17 protein-coding genes are annotated in these 17,394 nt (G+C 62.6%); 5 read left to right on the forward strand and 12 right to left on the reverse strand.

The annotated features are described in order from the left end of the window. Positions 1-24: 24 nt before the first annotated feature. Entirely contained in the window at positions 25-519 is a 495-nt protein-coding gene (coaD, locus tag ACSQ84_RS18620) for a pantetheine-phosphate adenylyltransferase (protein ID WP_436213173.1), read from the reverse strand. A gap of 330 nt (positions 520-849) precedes the next feature. Here coaD and ACSQ84_RS18625 point away from each other — a divergent pair, with 330 nt between their 5' ends. Then, positions 850-1,107 (forward strand): hypothetical protein, encoded by a 258-nt coding sequence (locus ACSQ84_RS18625; RefSeq protein ID WP_436213174.1) that lies wholly within the window; start codon positions 850-852, stop codon positions 1,105-1,107. Positions 1,108-1,208: 101 nt separating this feature from the next. On the opposite strand, the gene ACSQ84_RS18630 is transcribed toward ACSQ84_RS18625, so the two are convergent. The 3 genes from ACSQ84_RS18630 to ACSQ84_RS18640 form a co-directional block, all read right to left on the reverse strand. After that, on the reverse strand, positions 1,209-1,451 hold the full coding sequence (locus ACSQ84_RS18630) for a hypothetical protein (protein ID WP_436213175.1): 243 nt from the start codon (positions 1,449-1,451) through the stop codon (positions 1,209-1,211). A 57-nt stretch (positions 1,452-1,508) separates the two neighbouring features. Next, the gene (locus tag ACSQ84_RS18635) at positions 1,509-1,712 is read right to left on the reverse strand and encodes a hypothetical protein (protein ID WP_436213176.1); all 204 of its coding nucleotides are present in this window, start codon (positions 1,710-1,712) and stop codon (positions 1,509-1,511) included. A gap of 209 nt (positions 1,713-1,921) precedes the next feature. Then, positions 1,922-3,838, reverse strand: coding sequence for an FAD-binding monooxygenase (locus tag ACSQ84_RS18640; RefSeq protein ID WP_436213177.1), 1,917 nt, complete (start codon positions 3,836-3,838; stop codon positions 1,922-1,924). 126 nt (positions 3,839-3,964) lie between these two features. Between ACSQ84_RS18640 and ACSQ84_RS18645 the strand changes: the two genes are divergently transcribed. Further along, positions 3,965-4,444 carry a MarR family winged helix-turn-helix transcriptional regulator gene (locus tag ACSQ84_RS18645; RefSeq protein WP_436213178.1) on the forward strand — a complete coding sequence of 160 codons (480 nt, stop codon included), beginning with the start codon at positions 3,965-3,967 and terminating at the stop codon, positions 4,442-4,444. 164 nt (positions 4,445-4,608) lie between these two features. On the opposite strand, the gene gyrA is transcribed toward ACSQ84_RS18645, so the two are convergent. The 3 genes from gyrA to ACSQ84_RS18660 form a co-directional block, all read right to left on the reverse strand. Further along, positions 4,609-7,338 carry a DNA gyrase subunit A gene (gene gyrA, locus ACSQ84_RS18650; RefSeq protein ID WP_436213179.1) on the reverse strand — a complete coding sequence of 910 codons (2,730 nt, stop codon included), beginning with the start codon at positions 7,336-7,338 and terminating at the stop codon, positions 4,609-4,611. A gap of 225 nt (positions 7,339-7,563) precedes the next feature. Further along, positions 7,564-7,962, reverse strand: a complete 399-nt coding sequence (locus ACSQ84_RS18655; RefSeq protein ID WP_436213180.1) for a DUF2306 domain-containing protein — start codon at positions 7,960-7,962, stop codon at positions 7,564-7,566. A 261-nt stretch (positions 7,963-8,223) separates the two neighbouring features. Beyond that, positions 8,224-8,721: a single-stranded DNA-binding protein gene (locus ACSQ84_RS18660; RefSeq protein ID WP_436213181.1), complete on the reverse strand. Its 498-nt coding sequence runs from the start codon at positions 8,719-8,721 to the stop codon at positions 8,224-8,226. A gap of 472 nt (positions 8,722-9,193) precedes the next feature. Between ACSQ84_RS18660 and ACSQ84_RS18665 the strand changes: the two genes are divergently transcribed. From ACSQ84_RS18665 to ACSQ84_RS18675, 3 genes are all read left to right on the forward strand, one after another. Then, on the forward strand, positions 9,194-9,946 hold the full coding sequence (locus ACSQ84_RS18665; RefSeq protein WP_436213182.1) for an outer membrane protein: 753 nt from the start codon (positions 9,194-9,196) through the stop codon (positions 9,944-9,946). Between the two features lie 299 nt (positions 9,947-10,245). Further along, positions 10,246-13,230, forward strand: coding sequence for an excinuclease ABC subunit UvrA (gene uvrA / locus ACSQ84_RS18670; protein WP_436213183.1), 2,985 nt, complete (start codon positions 10,246-10,248; stop codon positions 13,228-13,230). Between the two features lie 12 nt (positions 13,231-13,242). Further along, positions 13,243-14,049, forward strand: coding sequence for an HNH endonuclease (locus ACSQ84_RS18675; protein ID WP_436213184.1), 807 nt, complete (start codon positions 13,243-13,245; stop codon positions 14,047-14,049). An 82-nt stretch (positions 14,050-14,131) separates the two neighbouring features. Here ACSQ84_RS18675 and ACSQ84_RS18680 read toward each other — a convergent pair whose 3' ends face one another. From ACSQ84_RS18680 to ACSQ84_RS18700, 5 genes are all read right to left on the reverse strand, one after another. After that, a complete protein-coding gene (locus ACSQ84_RS18680) occupies positions 14,132-14,359 on the reverse strand; it encodes a HigA family addiction module antitoxin (protein WP_436213185.1) in 228 nt (75 codons plus the stop codon). Between the two features lie 107 nt (positions 14,360-14,466). Beyond that, a complete protein-coding gene (locus ACSQ84_RS18685; protein WP_436213186.1) occupies positions 14,467-14,799 on the reverse strand; it encodes a PRC-barrel domain-containing protein in 333 nt (110 codons plus the stop codon). A 105-nt stretch (positions 14,800-14,904) separates the two neighbouring features. After that, positions 14,905-15,846: a cytochrome D1 domain-containing protein gene (locus ACSQ84_RS18690; protein WP_436213187.1), complete on the reverse strand. Its 942-nt coding sequence runs from the start codon at positions 15,844-15,846 to the stop codon at positions 14,905-14,907. 2 nt (positions 15,847-15,848) lie between these two features. Next, a complete protein-coding gene (locus ACSQ84_RS18695; protein ID WP_436213188.1) occupies positions 15,849-16,391 on the reverse strand; it encodes an SRPBCC family protein in 543 nt (180 codons plus the stop codon). Positions 16,392-16,628: 237 nt separating this feature from the next. After that, complete coding sequence (locus ACSQ84_RS18700) at positions 16,629-17,387, reverse strand: AAA family ATPase (RefSeq protein WP_436213189.1); 759 nt, start codon at positions 17,385-17,387, stop codon at positions 16,629-16,631. Positions 17,388-17,394: the final 7 nt, after the last annotated feature.

The following is a 17,394-nucleotide window of genomic DNA, read 5'->3' on the forward strand; positions in this document are numbered from 1 at the left end:
AGGCTTGGAAACGCAGGACAGTCGCTAGGCAAACTTGGCCTTGAGTTTGGCGGCGACCGAAGCCGGCACGAACGCGGAGAAGTCGCCGCCCATCCCCGCGATTTGGCGCACCAGTGTGGCGGTGATCGGGCGGACCGCCGGCGATGCCGGGACGAACACCGTATGCACGTCAGGCGCCATGGCCTGGTTCATGCCGGCGAGCTGCATCTCGTAGTCGAGATCGGTGCCGTCGCGCAGGCCCCGGATCATGATGGTGGCGCCGGCCGCCCGGGCCGCCGTGACCGTCAGATTGTCGTAGGTGGTGGCCTCGAAGGCGCAACCGGCCTGCTTGGCGATGGGTGCGCATACCTCGTTGAGCATTTCCAGCCGTTCATCGGTCGAAAACAGCGACTTCTTGCCGGGGTGGACGGCAACGGCGACGATCAGGCGGTCGCACAGGGTGACGGCGCGCTGGAGCACGTCCAGATGGCCGTTGGTGATCGGGTCAAACGAGCCGGGATAGAGCGCGATACGGGGCATAGGACCCTCCTAACCCGCCCCGGGCGGCCCGGCAAGCCGGGGAAAACTCGTTTTGTCGCGTTTTCACGCTACCGCGCCCCGCTTCGCGCGGAGACGCTCTGGTTCCCTGTCAGGCCCGGTTTTTATTTGAGATCGGCCAATGAACCAGTTTCGGGGTCCGCGCGTCTGCTTGGGCAGGCGGGCAATGTTTCGTCCCCTGCCACGCGACGAAACAAAACTCGGCCGGAATGAAACCATTTTCCGCCCTGGCGAAGACAGCCGGAAACGCCGCGTAGGTACACATCCGTCCAACGAAACGACGGGCCGAACGGCCCATGACAGGGGACCGTCATGATCAAGGCACTTTCCGCAATCACCTTTGCCGCGCTGATCGCCGCCGCACTGACCATTTTGCCCGGCTTTGCCCCCTCGGTCGAAGCCAGCGTACCCCAGGCGCTTGCCAAGAGTGACCGGCTCGACATCCGCACCGTCGGCAAGGATTGCTCGCAGCAGGCTTGGCCGAATTTCGAGACCTCCTGCCTTCGCGCCGCCGGCAGCAAGTCGCTGATCCGGGAAGCGCGCCTGGTCACCGCCAACCGCACCCCATAAGGGCCGCCGCGCTCACCAAATTTAGCCGTCAGATTGCTCTGGTTTGAAGTCCTCGGGATGCCCCCCGGGGACTTCGGCGTTTTGGGCGGCCACCAATTCCATCAGCGCTGCAATCGGCGCGCCCGGGCTCGGTCATCCCAGCGGTTGAGCATCTGGCCGAGATCGCCGAGCGCCTGTTTGAGCGGAGCCTGGTTGGTATTCGCGGGCCGCGGCCGTCCCGGCTCCGTGTAGTTCTTCCACCTGCGGGCGCTCTCGCGCCGCCTTCGGGAAATCCGATCACGCGTATAATATCCGGCAGCGTAGGCCGCTCCGAGGAAAATCAAAATAGCGATGACTTCCAGCATCTCACATGCTCCGCGCGGTAGACTCGAGGGGTGGGACCGACCGACGACCAGGCGCGATCATGCAATCATCCAGATCATGACTTTCCAGAGATAGAGGCCGAGCAAGTACAACCATGCCGCCATAGCGGGAACGACAACCGCCGCGTAAAGTGCGGCAACGAAAACGCTGCCGAGATCCGAGCGGCCCGCCCTCTCTACATTGCTGTCCTCGACGCGTGTGGGACGCGACTTTGCGTCAATCGTGACGCTCGGGTTTGCCATGACTGAGTTCCACAATTTATCGCGACCGCCAGCCGGCGGTCGAGGTAGCGGCGGCGTTTGGCAAAATTTTGGTCGCGGCGCGGCAGGGAACAGGCCGGGTACCGCCGTATTGCCGGTATCATCCCTCACAGGCGTGCTGCCGGGCTGCAATGTTGCGCGGCACCAGGCAGATGGTCGTCCGGAACGCAGCCCGGAATTTAACGCCTGGTTCAGTTTCGTGGCGTCATGAAGCGATCGAAGAACGCTGCCAGCGCTGCGTAGCCATTGAGCGGAAGGACGTGCGCCACGTATTGGTCCGGCCTCACCACCACCATGCATCCCGCGCCGCGATCGATGCCGCGCATGGTGAAGACGTCGTTGCCGCTCTTCAGGTCGGCGCAGAATATCTTTTCGTAGTCGCGAAGTCCGTAACGTCCCTTCCGCGGCAGCAGCAACGACGGCATGGCCTCGACGGCAAGCATGTGATGATCCTGCTGAAAGACCGCGCGGACGTCGATCACGCTATCGATGTCCTCGCCATCAGCTGTGTATTTCCGCAACGGCGAAGCTTCCGCCTCGGCAAGGAAGTCGCAGAGGTTCCGGGTCCCTGAACCGGGCGCGGCAGGATCCTCCGCGCCGGCAAAAGCAAAAATGCGCCAGCGGCCATCCGCCTTGACCGTGTGCCCAAGGTGAACCGGCTTGGCGTCGGCCAGGCGGATGACCGGCGCGGAATGAAAGCGCATACCGATCGTCAACCCATCGGCCAGATGCTGATGGGTTGCTTCGCCGGTGAGGATCGAGGGAGCGTAACGGGCCGCGGTCCCCGCCGTGTAGCGCCCGTGCCTGACGAAATAACGCTGCGTCTCGGCCGGATCGAACCCTTTGCTCGATGCCAGCAAGGTGGCCCATTCCCGATCGAAGTCGATCAACTCCTTGGCGATGGCCTGGCGCTCCACCGAATAGCTGTGCAGGAGGCTGGGCGGGCAGCGCTTCCGCAACACCGACGCCAGCTTCCATCCGAGATTAAAGCCGTCCTGCATCGATACGTTCATGCCCTGGCCCGCTTTCGGGCTGTGGGTGTGGCAGGCATCGCCGGCGATAAACACTCGCGGCAGGCGCTTCGCGACATCCTCCTCCGGCACGTCGTCGAACTTGTCGCAAAGGCGCTGGCCGATCTCATAGACCGACCACCAGGGGACCTCTTTCACGTCGAGCGAATAGGGTTTGAAGATGCGCTGCGCCGCCGCGATCAGATCATCGGCGGTGATGTTGCGACTGGAAATCCGCTCGCCGGCATCGAGCTTGTCGAGCTCGATATACAGCCTGAATAGATAGCCGCCTTCCCGCGGAATGATGATGATGCTGCCGTGGTTGGCGGACTGTATCAATGACTTGAAGCGGACATCCGGAAAGTCGGTGACGGCCAGCACGTCCATGACGCCCCAGGCGTGATTGGCGGAGTCGCCGCGCAGCGTGCGCCCGATGCTCGCGCGCACGGTGCTGCGCGCCCCGTCGCAACCCACCACATAGCGGGCTTTGATCGTCTCGACCTGCCCCTCGTGCCCGGGATCGAGGCGCTCGAGCCTGGCGGTCACCGGAAAGGAATCGGTGCTGTCGCCGGCTGGATCGATCTGAAGATCGAGCAGGCGCCGCGCATAATATGGTTCGAGACTCGACGGCGATTTGCGCATGACGTCGAGGTAGAAATCGTGCACCCGCGCCTGGTTCAGCACGACATGCGGAAATTCCGACAGCCCGTCCTCGGTGTCCTGCACCCGTCCGCTGCGGACGATGTTGCCGGGCTGCGCGGGGTCGGGCTTCCAAAAGGTCGTCTCGTTGATCCAGCAGGCTTCCTTCAGCACACGCTCGCTGAAACCATAGGCTTCGAACATCTCCATCGTGCGGCAGGCGATGCCGTCTGCCTGGCCGCGCAGCAGCGGGCCTGGCTTCTGTTCGACGATGCAGGTCTTGATGTCGGGAAAGGCGGACAGTTGGGCCGCCAGGGTCAGCCCGGCCGGACCGCAGCCGACGATGAGGACGTCGACCTCCGCCGGAATGGCGCCGGTGGATCCTGAGGCGACGACTCGTTGGGCCGGATCTTTGATCTCGGGGTCGCCGGGTTCGAATCCGTTGAGATGAAATTGCACGAAACCCTCCCTCGGCTTTCGCGCCGGGAGCCTGCAGGTCCACGGCGGTCAAAAAGGCCGTTGCTGAATTTAATCAGTATGCTTATTATAAGTATACTTGTCAAATTATCGACCGAGAGATTTTGGATGACCGACAACAACGACAAGCCAGGGCATCTGGCGCGCCGGTTCCAGCAGATCGCGGTGGCGGTTTTTCATGCTGCGGTCGAAGAAGCCGGGTTTGACCTGACGCCCGTTCAATATGCGGCGCTCACCACCGTCGCGATGCAGCCGGGCATCGATCAGGCAACGCTGGCCGGCTTGATCGCCTATGACCGCACCACCATCACAGGCGTCGTCGATCGGTTGGTCCAGAAGGGTCTGGTGGTGCGGCAGCCGAGCCGGGACAGACGCGCCCACGCTTTGGAGATCACCGACGAGGGACACAGAACCCTCGAGGGGATCGAGCCGGTGGTCGAGTCCGCGCAGCAGATCATGTTGGCCGGCCTGAGCAGGGACGAGGCCGCTACGCTGATGCAGCTGCTGCGCAAGGCTATCGCCGCCGGCAACGAATTGAGCCGCGCACCGTTCCGGGCGACTTTGGCGGATGGCGCAACGAAAAAATAGCGGCGCGTGGCGACCACGCCGGTCGCGTCGGGACTGGGATCGTAATTTAATTTAGGCCCCGTCATTCCGGGGCGCGACAAAGGCACGAGCCCGGAATCTCAGGATTCCCTGGTGCGCACTCGCGCACCTGCGGCCTGCTCGCCCGGACCATCCCGAAACGACAATCAGCCGCCGTTGCCGTTCTCGCCATTCTCGCCGTCGTCGCCGATATGCTCGACGGAGACCACGTGCTCGTCCTCGGCGGTGTCGAACACGATCACGCCTTGGGTCGAACGGCCCGCGATGCGGATGCCCTCGACCGGACAACGGATCAACTGGCCCTTGTCGGTTACCAGCATGATCTGATCGGAATCCTCGACCGGGAACGAAGCCACCAGCTTGCCGTTGCGGTTGTTGACCGACATCGCGACGATGCCTTTGCCGCCGCGCCCGGTGGTCCGGTATTCGTAGGACGAGGTCCGCTTGCCATAGCCGTTGACGGACACGGTCAACACCACCTGTTCCTGCGCCGACATCTCGGCATAGCGCTCCTGCGAGAGCTGGAGCGTGCCTGACGTCTCCTCGACCTCGGTGTCGGCAGGTTCTTCGGCGCCGGTCTCGCCCGCCACCGCACGGCGCATCTTCTGGTAGGCCGACCGTTCGTCCGAGGTGGTCTCGACGTGGCGCAGGATCGATAGCGAGATCAGCTTGTCGTTTTCGGCAAGCGCAATGCCGCGCACGCCCATCGAGGTGCGCCCCGTAAAGACGCGCACATCGGTGACGGGGAAGCGGATGCACTGGCCGCCGGCGGCGGTCAGCAGCACGTCGTCGTGCTCGGTGCAGATCTGCACGTCGACGATCGCCTCGCCCTCGTCGAGCTTCATGGCGATGATGCCGGAACGGCGGACATCGACGAAATCGGAGAGCTTGTTGCGGCGGACATTGCCGCCGGTGGTGGCGAACATCACGTCGAGATTGGCCCAGGAGGATTCATCCTCCGGCAGCGGCATGATGGTGGTGATGCGCTCGCCCTGCTCCAGCGGCAGGATGTTGATCAGCGCCTTGCCGCGCGCGTTCGGCGCCGCCACCGGCAGCCGCCAGACCTTTTCCTTGTAGACCTGGCCGCGCGAGGAGAAGAACAGCACCGGCGTATGGGTCGAGGCCACGAACAGCCGACTGACGAAGTCCTCGTCGCGGGTCTGCATGCCCGCGCGGCCCTTGCCGCCGCGGCGCTGCGCCCGGTAGGCCGAAAGCGGCACGCGCTTGACGTAGCCGGCATGCGAGACCGTGACCACCATGTCTTCGCGCTGGATCAGGTCCTCGTCCTCGACCTCGTCTTGCTGCTCCATGATGACGGTCTTGCGCGGGGTGGCGAAATCGGCCCGGACCTCGGCGAGCTCGGCCTTGACGATGGCCTGCACCCGCGTACGCGAGCGCAGAATGTCGAGATAGTCGGCGATCTCCACCGCGAGCTTGTCGAGTTCCTCGGAAATCTCCTCGCGGCCGAGCGCGGTCAGTCGCGCCAGGCGCAATTCCAGAATGGCCTTGGCCTGCTCCAGCGACAGCCGTGCGGTGCCCTCGGCCGTCATCCGATGCCTGGGGTCGTCGATCAGCGTGATCATCGCCTCGACATCCCGCGCCGCCCAGTCCCGCGACATCAGGGTGTCGCGGGCGGTGGTGGGATCGGGCGAAGTGCGGATGACACGAATGATTTCGTCGATATTGGCGACCGCAATCGCGAGGCCGACCAGGATGTGTGCGCGGTCGCGGGCCTTGTTGAGCAGGAACTTGGTGCGGCGCGTGATCACCTGCTCGCGGAACGCGATGAACAGCGTGAGCAGGTCTTTCAGACTCATCGTCTGCGGCCGACCGCCATCCAGCGCCAGCATGTTGGCGGGGAAGTTCGACTGCAGCGGCGTGAAACGGTAGAGCTGATTCAGAACAACATCCGGCACCGCTTCGCGTTTCAGCTCCACGACGACACGCAGGCCCTCGCGCGAGGATTCATCGCGCAGCTCCGAGATGCCCTCGATCTTCTTCTCGCGCACCAGTTCGGCGATGCGATCGACCATGCTGGCCTTGTTCACCTGGTAGGGAATTTCGGTGATGATGATCGCTTCGCGATCCTTGCGGATGGTGTCGAACTTGACCTTGCCGCGCATCACGATGGAGCCGCGGCCGAGGTGATAGGCCGAACGGATGCCCTGGCGGCCGAGGATGATGCCGCCGGTCGGAAAGTCCGGTCCGGGAACGATGTTGATGAGCTCGTCGATGCTGAGCGCAGGATCGTCGATCAGCGCCGTGCAGGCGTCGATGACTTCGCCGAGATTGTGCGGGGGAATATTGGTGGCCATGCCGACGGCGATGCCGCCGGCGCCGTTGACCAGCAGGTTGGGGAACTTGGCCGGCAGGACCGACGGTTCCTTCTCTGAATTGTCATAGTTACCTTGGAAATCAACCGTGTCCTTGTCGATGTCCCCCAGCACTTCCATCGCCGATTTGGTCAGACGCGCTTCGGTGTACCGGTAGGCCGCCGGGGGATCGCCGTCGACCGAGCCGAAGTTGCCCTGCCCGTCGATCAGCGGCACGCGCATGGAGAATTCCTGCGCCATCCGGACCATTGCGTCGTAAATCGACTGGTCGCCGTGCGGATGATACTTACCGATCACGTCGCCGACGACGCGCGCGGACTTGACGTACTTCTTGTCCGGGGTGTGCCCCTGCTCGTACATCGAATACAGAATGCGGCGGTGGACCGGCTTGAGGCCGTCGCGGGCATCCGGCAACGCGCGCGCCACGATCACGCTCATGGCGTAATCGAGGTAGGAGCGCTTCATCTCGTCGAGAATGGAAACGGGACGAATATCGGAAGGCGCCGGCGGCTCGCCGGGCTTGTTGTCATCGTTGTCAGACAAAGGGGAATCCGGTCAGTTCTTGGCTGGGAATCATATAGCGTATCGAAGGGCTTTTAACCACCCCAGGGCGCCCCCGGCCAGCTGTTTTTCCCTTCGTTTTTTCATGGACTTACCGGGCTCACAGCGCTCTGCTGGCAAGTCATCGCGCCAGCCATTTCCGGGATCGGAACAAGCTCGTCGGCGGGACCAAAATCAGGGGGTCAGAACCGGTGTTTTCCGCCGCGCCTAGGGGCCGAAAACCACCGCATGCATGACCCGTCCGGGGACGAAGGTAAACAGCCCCGCAACCACCAGCGCGCCGGCAAAGATCGAGATCATCGTGATCTTGTGGCCGCCGACATTGTGCCGGCGCGCGTACCACACGCCCAGCACCAGCATGATCGGCGTGAAGATCGACAGCAGATGGATCGGACTCCAGGGACCCAGCAATCTGATCTCGTGGATCCAGAATGAGGAGACCGCCACCACCGCCATCAGGCCGACCCAGATCCAGCCAAGGGTCCGGTGCGGCAGCGTTCCCTTGGGGCCTGCGAACTGCACGATGCCGAGCGCGAAGGCCGCCATCGCCGCGAAGGCATGAAGCGGGATCGGCGGGACGGCTTCCAGCAGTGGCGCGAGACTCATGGCAGCGTGCTCCCAAGGCTCCATCCCGCAGCCGCCGGTTCGATGACCATCACACGTGACGGAAAAACGCTAAATCGAGCTCTTAATGTGAAAACCCCAGCATTAGCGGCACGCCGAAGCATCGACACGCGCTACCAGACATCGGGAACATCAAAATGTTACGTAGATTAATCAAGAATAGACATGAACAAGCACAACTTGCTGGAGCCGCCGACTATTTCGGCGGCTCGCAAGTCCCCGGTCCGCTCGAACGGCGAGCAATCAGAACGGAATATCGTCGTCCATGTCGTTGTTGCGCCCGGCGCCGGCGGCAACTGGGCGGCGCGGCGCGGAAGTGGCCTGTCCGCCGGAACCAAAATCGCTGCTGCCGGAATCGTCGGAGCCAAAACCACCACCGCCGCCACCCGAGCGGCCGTCGAGCATGGTCAGGGTCGAATTAAAACCCTGCAGCACCACTTCGGTCGAGTATTTCTCGACCCCGCTCTGGTCGGTCCATTTGCGGGTCTGCAGCGCGCCCTCGATGTAAACCTTGGCGCCCTTCTTCAAATATTGCTCGGCGACCTTGCAGAGCCCTTCATTGAAAATCACCACGCGATGCCATTCGGTCTTCTCCTTGCGTTCGCCGGTGCCCTTGTCGCGCCAGGTTTCCGAGGTCGCGATGCTCAGATTGGCGATCGGCCGCCCGTCCTGTGTCCGCCGGATTTCCGGATCCTTGCCGAGGTTTCCGACCAGGATCACCTTGTTCACGCTTCCCGCCATCGTCGCTCTCCACTCAAAATCGGTACCAAAAAAGCTGCGCGACCGCCGCAACCGGCCGGCACTGGCCGCCGGATCGGCCGCCTCATCCACCCAGGGACATTGAGGACGACCCTATACGCCCGATGGCCGCCCCGACTTAGCGATCCCTCGGCAATCCCTTGGTTATCCACATTATAGCATTGCTCGCGGCATTGTTCCAGTTTTGTTCTTCGCAACCTCAGGTCATCCGCAACAGAACCGCATGACGGTGCTTGGCCGCCTCGGGAAAGCTAGGTCAACCCGCGCTGCGCGACAAAATTTGTAAACAAATCATTACCTTGAAGAGCCCTCACTTCGGCCGCGAGTGTGGCATTTCGGAGACGGTATTTCCGGTTGAATCGGCGTATTGATTTATTCAACGACGCGGCGCTCGCGTCTTGGATGACATCGCTTCGGGACCAACGGGAAGCGATCAGGGACTGGGGATTTTGAAATGAAAAAGTTTTTGCTTGGTACGGTTGCACTCGTAGCGTTCGCGGCTCCCGCCGCAGCCGCTGATCTCGCCGCGCGTCCTTACACCAAGGCGCCCCCGATGATCGCTGCAGTCTACGACTGGAGCGGTTTCTACATCGGTATCAACGGCGGCTGGGGTTCGAGCCACAAGTGCTGGGACGTCGTTCCGGTGGCGGGCCCTCTTCTTGCTGAAGGATGTCATGATGCGACCGGCGGCACGGTCGGTGGTCAGATCGGCTATCGCTGGCAGGCGGCTGCATGGGTGTTCGGCGTTGAAGCGCAGGGCAACTGGGCGGACTTTAACGGTTCGCGCGTAAGCCAGCAGTTCATCCTGGTTCCGGGCGATGCGGTTGATCATACCAACGTCCGAAGCTTTGGCCTGTTCACGGGTCAGATCGGTTACGCTTGGAATAACGCCCTGCTCTACGTGAAGGGTGGCGCTGCAGTCACCGAAGATCGGTATGACCATCGCTTCACGGGCACCAACGTGATTTTCGACTCGGCTAAGGAAACCCGCTGGGGCGGCGTCGTCGGCGTCGGCCTCGAGTACGGCTTCGCCCCGAACTGGTCGGCCGCCGTCGAATACGATCACATGTTCATGGGCGACCGCAACGTGGGCTTCGCGACGCCCGCCGGCGTGCTCTCCACGGTCGACCGCATCAGCCAGGACGTCGATCTCGTCACCGTCCGCGTCAACTATCGCTGGGGTGGCCCGGTCGTTGCCAAGTACTGAGTTCGGTACTTAGCTTCGCTGAAATCGGAATAACGAAAGGCCGGCCTCGCGCCGGCCTTTTTGTTTGCGTGCACGCTTCATCCTACAGCGGTTCCGCTGCCATCTGCTGCCATTGCAACTTCCTTGGCAGTTCCTTGACAAGCCCTTGCAAAACAAACCGTTGATGGCTTGCAGCGAGCACTGGAAATCCCGGCCCGTTCTTCCTACGTTCCAGCTTTCTGCCATCGGCGCCCGCTCCGGTCTTGTCCCGGCGATGCGCGCCCAACGTGGCGCGCCTTCACGCGCCTGGAAATGCCGATATGGATGAAGTGCTGAGGGCGAAGCGCCAAACTAACGCCGGCTCGGGAACGCGCGCGATAACAATCCGCGGCGCGCGCGAGCACAATCTGAAAAACATCGACGTCGAGATTCCCCGCGACAAGCTGGCGGTGTTCACCGGCCTGTCCGGCTCGGGAAAATCCTCGCTCGCCTTCGACACCATCTATGCCGAGGGCCAGCGCCGCTACGTCGAGTCGCTGTCCGCCTACGCGCGCCAATTCCTCGAGATGATGCAGAAGCCCGACGTCGACCAGATCGACGGCCTGTCGCCGGCGATCTCGATCGAGCAGAAGACGACGTCGAAAAACCCGCGCTCCACCGTCGGCACCGTCACCGAGATCTACGACTACATGCGCCTGTTGTGGGCGCGCGTCGGCGTGCCCTACTCGCCGGCAACCGGCCTGCCGATCGAAAGCCAGCTGGTGTCGCAGATGGTCGACCGTGTGCTGGCGCTGCCCGAGGGCACGCGGCTCTATCTGCTGGCGCCGGTCGCGCGCGGCCGCAAGGGCGAATACAAGAAAGAGCTCGCCGAATACCTCAAGAAGGGCTTTCAGCGCGTCAAGATCGACGGCAGCTTCTATGAGCTCGCGGATGCGCCCACACTCGACAAGAAATTCCCGCACGACATCGACGTCGTCGTCGACCGCATCGTGGTACGCCCCGACATCGGCCAGCGCCTCGCCGAAAGTTTTGAGACCGCCTTAAAACTCGCCGAGGGGCTGGCGGTGATCGAATACGCCGATGCGCCCGCGGGCGCCGCCGACGAGAAGAAATCCGACAAGAAAACCGCAAAAATCCACGACAAGAGCGGACCGGAACGAATTCTGTTCTCGGAAAAATTCGCCTGCCCGGTGTCCGGCTTCACCATTCCGGAGATCGAGCCCCGGCTGTTCTCGTTCAACAACCCCTATGGCGCCTGCCCGGCCTGCGGCGGCCTCGGCGTCGAGCAGCATATCGACGAGGACCTCGTCATCCCCGACAAGGAGTTGACCCTGCGCAAGGGCGCGATCGCGCCGTGGGCCAAATCGTCCTCGCCCTATTACATCCAGACGCTGACCGCGCTCGGCAAATTCTACAAGTTCACGCTCGACACCAAGTGGAAGGACCTGCCGAAGAAGACGCAGGCCGCCATCCTGCACGGCTCCGGCGACGACGAGATCAAGTTCTCCTATGAGGACGGGGTGCGCTCGTACGACACCAAAAAACCGTTCGAGGGCGTCATCACCAACCTCAACCGCCGGTTTCGCGAGACCGAGAGCGAGTGGGCGCGCGAGGAGCTGGCAAAGTATTTTTCCGACATCCCCTGCGAGGGCTGCCACGGCTACCGGCTGAAGCCGGAAGCGCTGTGCGTCAAGATCGGCGGCAAGCATATCGGCGAAATCTCGGAACTCTCGGTCAAGCGCGCCGGCGAATGGTTCGAGAGTGTGCCGAAAGCGCTCAACGCGCAGCAGAACGAGATCGCCGTGCGCGTGCTGAAGGAGATCCGCGAGCGGCTGTCCTTCCTGCTCGATGTCGGCCTCAATTACCTGACCCTGGCGCGCGCCTCCGGCACGCTATCCGGCGGCGAAAGCCAGCGCATCCGCCTCGCCTCGCAGATCGGCTCGGGTCTCACCGGCGTGCTCTATGTGCTGGATGAACCTTCAATTGGCCTGCACCAGCGCGACAATGCGCGGCTGCTGGAGACGCTGAAGCGGCTGCGCGACCTCGGCAATACCGTGATCGTGGTCGAGCATGACGAGGACGCCATTCGCCTCGCCGATTTCGTGCTCGACATCGGCCCCGGCGCCGGCATGCATGGCGGCCACATCGTGGCGCAGGGCACGCCCGCCGAGGTCATGGCCAATCCGAAGTCGTTGACCGGCAAATATCTCACCGGCGAATTGTCGGTGGCGATCCCCGAGCGCAAGCCGCCGAACCATCGCCGCACCATCAAGGTGATCAACGCCCGCGGCAACAATCTGAAAAACGTCTCGGCGGAAATTCCGCTGGGACTGTTCACCTGCGTCACCGGCGTCTCCGGCGGCGGCAAGTCGACTCTGCTGATCGACACGCTCTACAAGGCGATCGCGCGCAAACTCAACAACGCCAGCGAGGGCGCAGCACCCCACGACCGCATCGAGGGCTTGGAGCATATCGACAAAATCATCGACATCGACCAGTCGCCGATCGGCCGCACACCCCGGTCGAACCCCGCGACCTACACCGGCGCGTTCACGCCGATCCGCGAATGGTTCGCCGGCCTGCCCGAAGCCAAGGCGCGCGGCTACGAGCCCGGGCGCTTTTCGTTCAACGTCAAGGGCGGCCGCTGCGAGGCCTGCCAGGGCGACGGCGTCATCAAGATCGAAATGCACTTCCTGCCCGACGTCTACGTCACCTGCGACGCCTGCAAGGGCAAGCGCTACAACCGCGAGACGCTCGAAGTCCTGTTCAAGGGCAAGAGTATCGCCGACGTACTCGACATGACCGTGGAAGAAGCCGCCGAGTTCTTCAAGGCCGTCCCGCGCGTCCGCGAAACTTTCAAGACCCTTCACCGCGTCGGCCTCGATTACATCCATGTCGGCCAGCAGGCCACCACCCTCTCCGGCGGCGAAGCCCAGCGCGTCAAACTGGCAAAAGAGCTGTCAAAGCGCGCCACCGGCCGCACGCTCTACATCCTGGACGAACCGACCACCGGGCTTCATTTCCACGACGTCGCCAAACTCCTTGAAGTGCTGCACGAGCTGGTGTCGCAGGGAAATACGGTGGTCGTGATCGAGCACAACCTCGAAGTCATCAAGACCGCCGACTGGGTCATCGACCTCGGCCCCGAAGGCGGCGACGGCGGCGGCGAAATCGTCGCCTGGGGCCCGCCCGAGGATATCGTCAAGGCGCCGCGGAGCTACACCGGCAAGTTTCTGGCGCCGGTGCTGAAGCGGGCGGCAGGGAAGCCGCGGAAGAGTGCGGGAGCGAGTGAGGCGGCGGAGTAGAGGGATTGCATCGTGAGTGCTGATGGCTTGAAGCTACCATTGAAACAGCGCTGGGAAAGGATGCACTCCGGTAAGAATGAATGCACCTATTATGCGCTTACGCTTACAGGAGATATTGGCGGAAAAATCGACTATGGCTTGCAGTCTTCGTTTGTGGGCTGGGAAGCCAGTAAGCGAGGCTGGGAGCTTCGGGGACCACGGCTTCTCACAGCGGAATTTGCCGAGAATTGGAAATCTCTAAAGCTACCGTTTGTTTTCGTTCATTCGTACGAAGACCTCTTTGTATTTCTGATCAGTGGAGGAAACGCACTGATTGAAAAGGACGTTGCGGAGAAAAAACTCACGGACCTTTTGAAGCCAGTCGCGGTCGCACCCCACGGAATAGCGGGATTTAAGGTTCTGAAGTCGGTCGAGCCGTCAGCACTGAATCGAGCCCCGACTCCTAAGGTCAGAATGGAAGTCCTTAAGCGCGACGGCCGTCGATGCAAAATATGCGGACGACGACCGGACGACCACGTAGATTTAGAACTTCACGTTCATCATATCCGCCCCTCTGGAAATCATGGCCTTAGCGAACCAGAAAATCTCATCACACTTTGCGACACATGCCATACAGGATTGAATCCACACGAAGACTGGTCGCTGTTCAACCACCTTCCCGAGTTCGCTGATCTTCTTGATACCGATTTAAACCGTAAGAGTTTGATGGAGGGGGTTGCTCGATATCGGAAGATTTCCCTAGCAGCCTACAGCGAGAGGTCAAAAACGCCGGCTTCACAATCGAGTCCAGCCAAGAAGGCTCGCCGAAAATCAATATAGCTCGTAGGGCGGAATAGATAGCGCATGCCCCCGCTGCGTCCGCCGGTCTCACCCTCTTTGCGATCTCCGCGCCCTCTTCCGCTCAACGACGGCGATGTTGCCCCTGTAAGTCGAGCCAGAACTGTGGACCATTGCCAAGGTAACGTCCAAGGCGCATCGCGGTATCGGCCGTAATCGAACGACGGCCGTTGAGAATGTCGGTGACGCGGCCCGAGCGCACGCCGATATCGAGCGACAGACGGTTGGCACTTAGCTTGCGGGCAGCCAGTTCGCGCTTCAACAGACGTCCGGGATGTATGACAGGAGCCATGACGGTTAACCTTTGTAGTAGCGCGCAATAGCACGTTGCGGAATAGCGGTGCGTAATCCGCCGCTGGCGCGCCACGCGGACCCGTGGAGCCAACCCCGCTAACCTACTTACACCGTCCAATAGTGCGGGTGCGGGTAGGATCGCGAGCGGTCGCCCCAGTCGAAGTCATCTTCATCGAGCTCGGACGGGCCAGCGCGCAGGTCCTCCAACGTCAGCTCGACCACGAAGGCCTGACGCGCGGGATCAAACCTGAGTGCGTCCCACCGCACAGGATAGTGGTGGTGGCTGGCGAGCAGTCCGCCGGTTTTTATCACGGCATACGCGACAGTTCCGCTCACCTTGTCCAGCATCAGTCGTTCGATCGTGCCGAGTTTTGCGCCGTCTCGTTCGTAGACGCTCGCGTGCTCGACGCGGTCACTGGGCACCAGGGTATGCTGCATGGCATCCTCCCTGTTTTTCTCTGTTCTCCCGGCATTGTAGCACCAACGAGCCCGGCATGCGCGCGCGTCCGGTTGCCGCGGAGCACCATCCCAGACTAGTGCTGACTATCGCCGTAAAAACGTCCCGAACGCCCGCGGCCCGTCGCCGACCTTGATCTCACCGGTCACCTTCAGCTCGACCGCATCGATCACGCTGATCGAGTTGCTCTCCCAGTTCGCCACGATGATCTGCTTGCCGTCCGCCGTCGCCGCGATTCCTTCCGGATAATCGCCGACATTGATGCGCTTGACCGGCGCCAGCGTGGCGAGATCGAACACGCTGACGGTGCCGTCATACTGGTCGCTGACGAAGCCGCGGCCCTGGGCGAGTGCGACCGCGTAGGGGCGCAGGCCCGTCTTCACGCGCCCTATTTCGCTGCTAGCGGCGATGTCGATCACCGAGACGTCGTTCGATCCGACATTGGCGGTGTAGGCCCGCCGGCCGTCCGCATCGATCGTGATGCCGAAGGGGCGCGTGCCGACTTTGATGACCGCCCGGCGTTCGCGCGTCGCGGTATCGATGACGGATACGCTGTCGGCATCGCGGTCCGCCGAGAGCAGGAGCCGCCCGTCTGGTGTGACCGCAAGCCCCGACGGCGATGCGCCGACCGCGATATCGGCGATCACGCGCTGCTCTTTCGGATCAATCACCCGCACCGCCGCGGCGTACCAGTCGGCGACATAGACCGCGCCGCCATCCGGCGCCACCGCAACGCCGAGCGGACCACCGCCGACGTTGATCTTGCCGACGACCCGGCGTGCGGCGGCATCGACCACGGTGAGTGCCTTGGCGTCGGGGCTCGTCACATAGGCGAAGCGTCCATCCGGCGTGATGGCGACGCCCGCCGGCTTGCCGCCTATCGCGATGGTCGCGACCGGCCGCGACGTCGCGAGGTCAACCACGGTGAGATTTTCGCTGAGCTGATTAGTGACGAACGCCTCCTCGGCCCGGGCGGCCCAAACCGTGCCGATGCTGGCGACCGCAGCCGCCAGAACGATGGCCCGCACGATCAGCTTCCGCTTTCGACCTTCTTCTTCAGCGCCTCGAGGCCAGCTTTATAGAGTCCCCTCACCGCCTTCACGGCGGCCTCGTCGCTCAGCTCTGGCGGCGGATCGTTGTTGGGAAAACCGCGGTAAAACGCGCCGGCCCACTCCAGGCTGCTTCCTTTGCCGTCGGCGCTGGGCGTGACCGTCAGGGTGGACGAATAGTTGGTGACCGGCAGCACCTTCACGTCGACGGCCGTGATCCGGTAGGAATAAGTCATCTTCTCGGCATCGTACTTGTAGAGCTCCTCATCGACGGTCGCACCGTCCGCCAGCGTCAGCCGCCGCGTGGCCTCGATCTCGTTGCCTTTCGCGCCCTCGGTCTTGCCGACCGGCGGCAGCCAGCTCATGTCCTGGAAACTCCCGATCATGGCCCACACCTTGGCCGGCGGCGCGTTGATCTCGATCGATTCCCGCACCTTCTGGCGGGTTGGCCCATGCGCCCAGGCTACCCCCATTACTGCCAGCGCCGCCACTACGGCCCCCACCCTCGTGGTCGTCATCCTCATGTCGTTTCCTCATAGTTTCTATTGCCGCGCAGGCGCGCGGCGGCGTTATCGCAGCGCATTTTCACACCAAAGGAGGCTGGTTTGTGGCGCCGCCGGGACGCGCGGCGTTGCGTCGGGTAGGCGAACGCCAGAAGGGTACAGGATTGATAGAGCAAAGCGAAACCCATCGCCAAACGGTGGGTTTCGCGGAGCCTGTCATCGGGCGCGCATTCGCGCGACCCGTTGGCTCTACCCACCCTACGAAGCACCCGCCAGCACTGCCTCGACAAATCCAGCCGGATCATCGCAAAACTCTCGCATGATCTTGTAGTGATCCGTGGCTTCGACGGTCACCGGCTCCAATCCGTACTTCGTCAGCCGCAACAGCCGCGCGCCGGGATAGGCCATCAGGACCGGCGAGTGCGTGGCCATCACGACCTGGCAGATCGTGGACTCTTCCATTCGCCGCATCAGTCTCAGGAATTCCAGCTGGCGCGCGGGCGACAGCGCCGATTCCGGCTCGTCGAAGATGAAGATGCCCTGGCTTTTGCATCGGTCTTCAAAGAATTTCAGGAAGCCCTCGCCATGCGAGTGCGAAAGATAGTCCGGCGGAGTACCCATTGGGACGCCCGGGATGACTTCGGTATTGACCTTGTCCTGGTATCGCGCGACCGAAAAGAAACTTTCGGCGCGGAAGAACCAGCCGTTATTGATCTTCGGCAGCCAGCCCGCGCGCAGCGCCTTCGACAGCTCACCGCCCATCTTCTCGATCGCATCGGAATGATCGACCGCCATATAGCCCTGCCCGCCGCCGGCCTCATCGTAGCCCGCCAGCACGGCGATCCCTTCGAGCAAGGTGGATTTCCCGGTGCCGTTTTCGCCGACGATGATGGTGATCGGTCGGTCGAAGCTCAGCTCGAAATCATCGCCCAGAAACGGCAGGCAGAACGGATAGGCCGCGCGGTCGGCGATGCGCGACGGCTCGAGCCAGATTCGCCGGAGATACGGCGCTGGCATGTTGATG

The sequence above is a fragment of the Bradyrhizobium sp. LjRoot220 genome (assembly GCF_964252915.1).
Taxonomy (GTDB): domain Bacteria; phylum Pseudomonadota; class Alphaproteobacteria; order Rhizobiales; family Xanthobacteraceae; genus Bradyrhizobium.

What these genes read in the sequence shown, in the direction of transcription:
- coaD (WP_436213173.1), bottom strand. Translation starts at nt 519, where the DNA reads ATGCCCCGTATCGCGCTCTATCCCGGCTCGTTTGACCCGATCACCAAC.
- ACSQ84_RS18625 (WP_436213174.1), top strand. Translation starts at nt 850, where the DNA reads ATGATCAAGGCACTTTCCGCAATCACCTTTGCCGCGCTGATCGCCGCC.
- ACSQ84_RS18630 (WP_436213175.1), bottom strand. Translation starts at nt 1,451, where the DNA reads ATGCTGGAAGTCATCGCTATTTTGATTTTCCTCGGAGCGGCCTACGCT.
- ACSQ84_RS18635 (WP_436213176.1), bottom strand. Translation starts at nt 1,712, where the DNA reads ATGGCAAACCCGAGCGTCACGATTGACGCAAAGTCGCGTCCCACACGC.
- ACSQ84_RS18645 (WP_436213178.1), top strand. Translation starts at nt 3,965, where the DNA reads ATGACCGACAACAACGACAAGCCAGGGCATCTGGCGCGCCGGTTCCAG.
- ACSQ84_RS18655 (WP_436213180.1), bottom strand. Translation starts at nt 7,962, where the DNA reads ATGAGTCTCGCGCCACTGCTGGAAGCCGTCCCGCCGATCCCGCTTCAT.
- ACSQ84_RS18660 (WP_436213181.1), bottom strand. Translation starts at nt 8,721, where the DNA reads ATGGCGGGAAGCGTGAACAAGGTGATCCTGGTCGGAAACCTCGGCAAG.
- ACSQ84_RS18665 (WP_436213182.1), top strand. Translation starts at nt 9,194, where the DNA reads ATGAAAAAGTTTTTGCTTGGTACGGTTGCACTCGTAGCGTTCGCGGCT.
- uvrA (WP_436213183.1), top strand. Translation starts at nt 10,246, where the DNA reads ATGGATGAAGTGCTGAGGGCGAAGCGCCAAACTAACGCCGGCTCGGGA.
- ACSQ84_RS18680 (WP_436213185.1), bottom strand. Translation starts at nt 14,359, where the DNA reads ATGGCTCCTGTCATACATCCCGGACGTCTGTTGAAGCGCGAACTGGCT.
- ACSQ84_RS18685 (WP_436213186.1), bottom strand. Translation starts at nt 14,799, where the DNA reads ATGCAGCATACCCTGGTGCCCAGTGACCGCGTCGAGCACGCGAGCGTC.
- ACSQ84_RS18695 (WP_436213188.1), bottom strand. Translation starts at nt 16,391, where the DNA reads ATGAGGATGACGACCACGAGGGTGGGGGCCGTAGTGGCGGCGCTGGCA.
- ACSQ84_RS18700 (WP_436213189.1), bottom strand. Translation starts at nt 17,387, where the DNA reads ATGCCAGCGCCGTATCTCCGGCGAATCTGGCTCGAGCCGTCGCGCATC.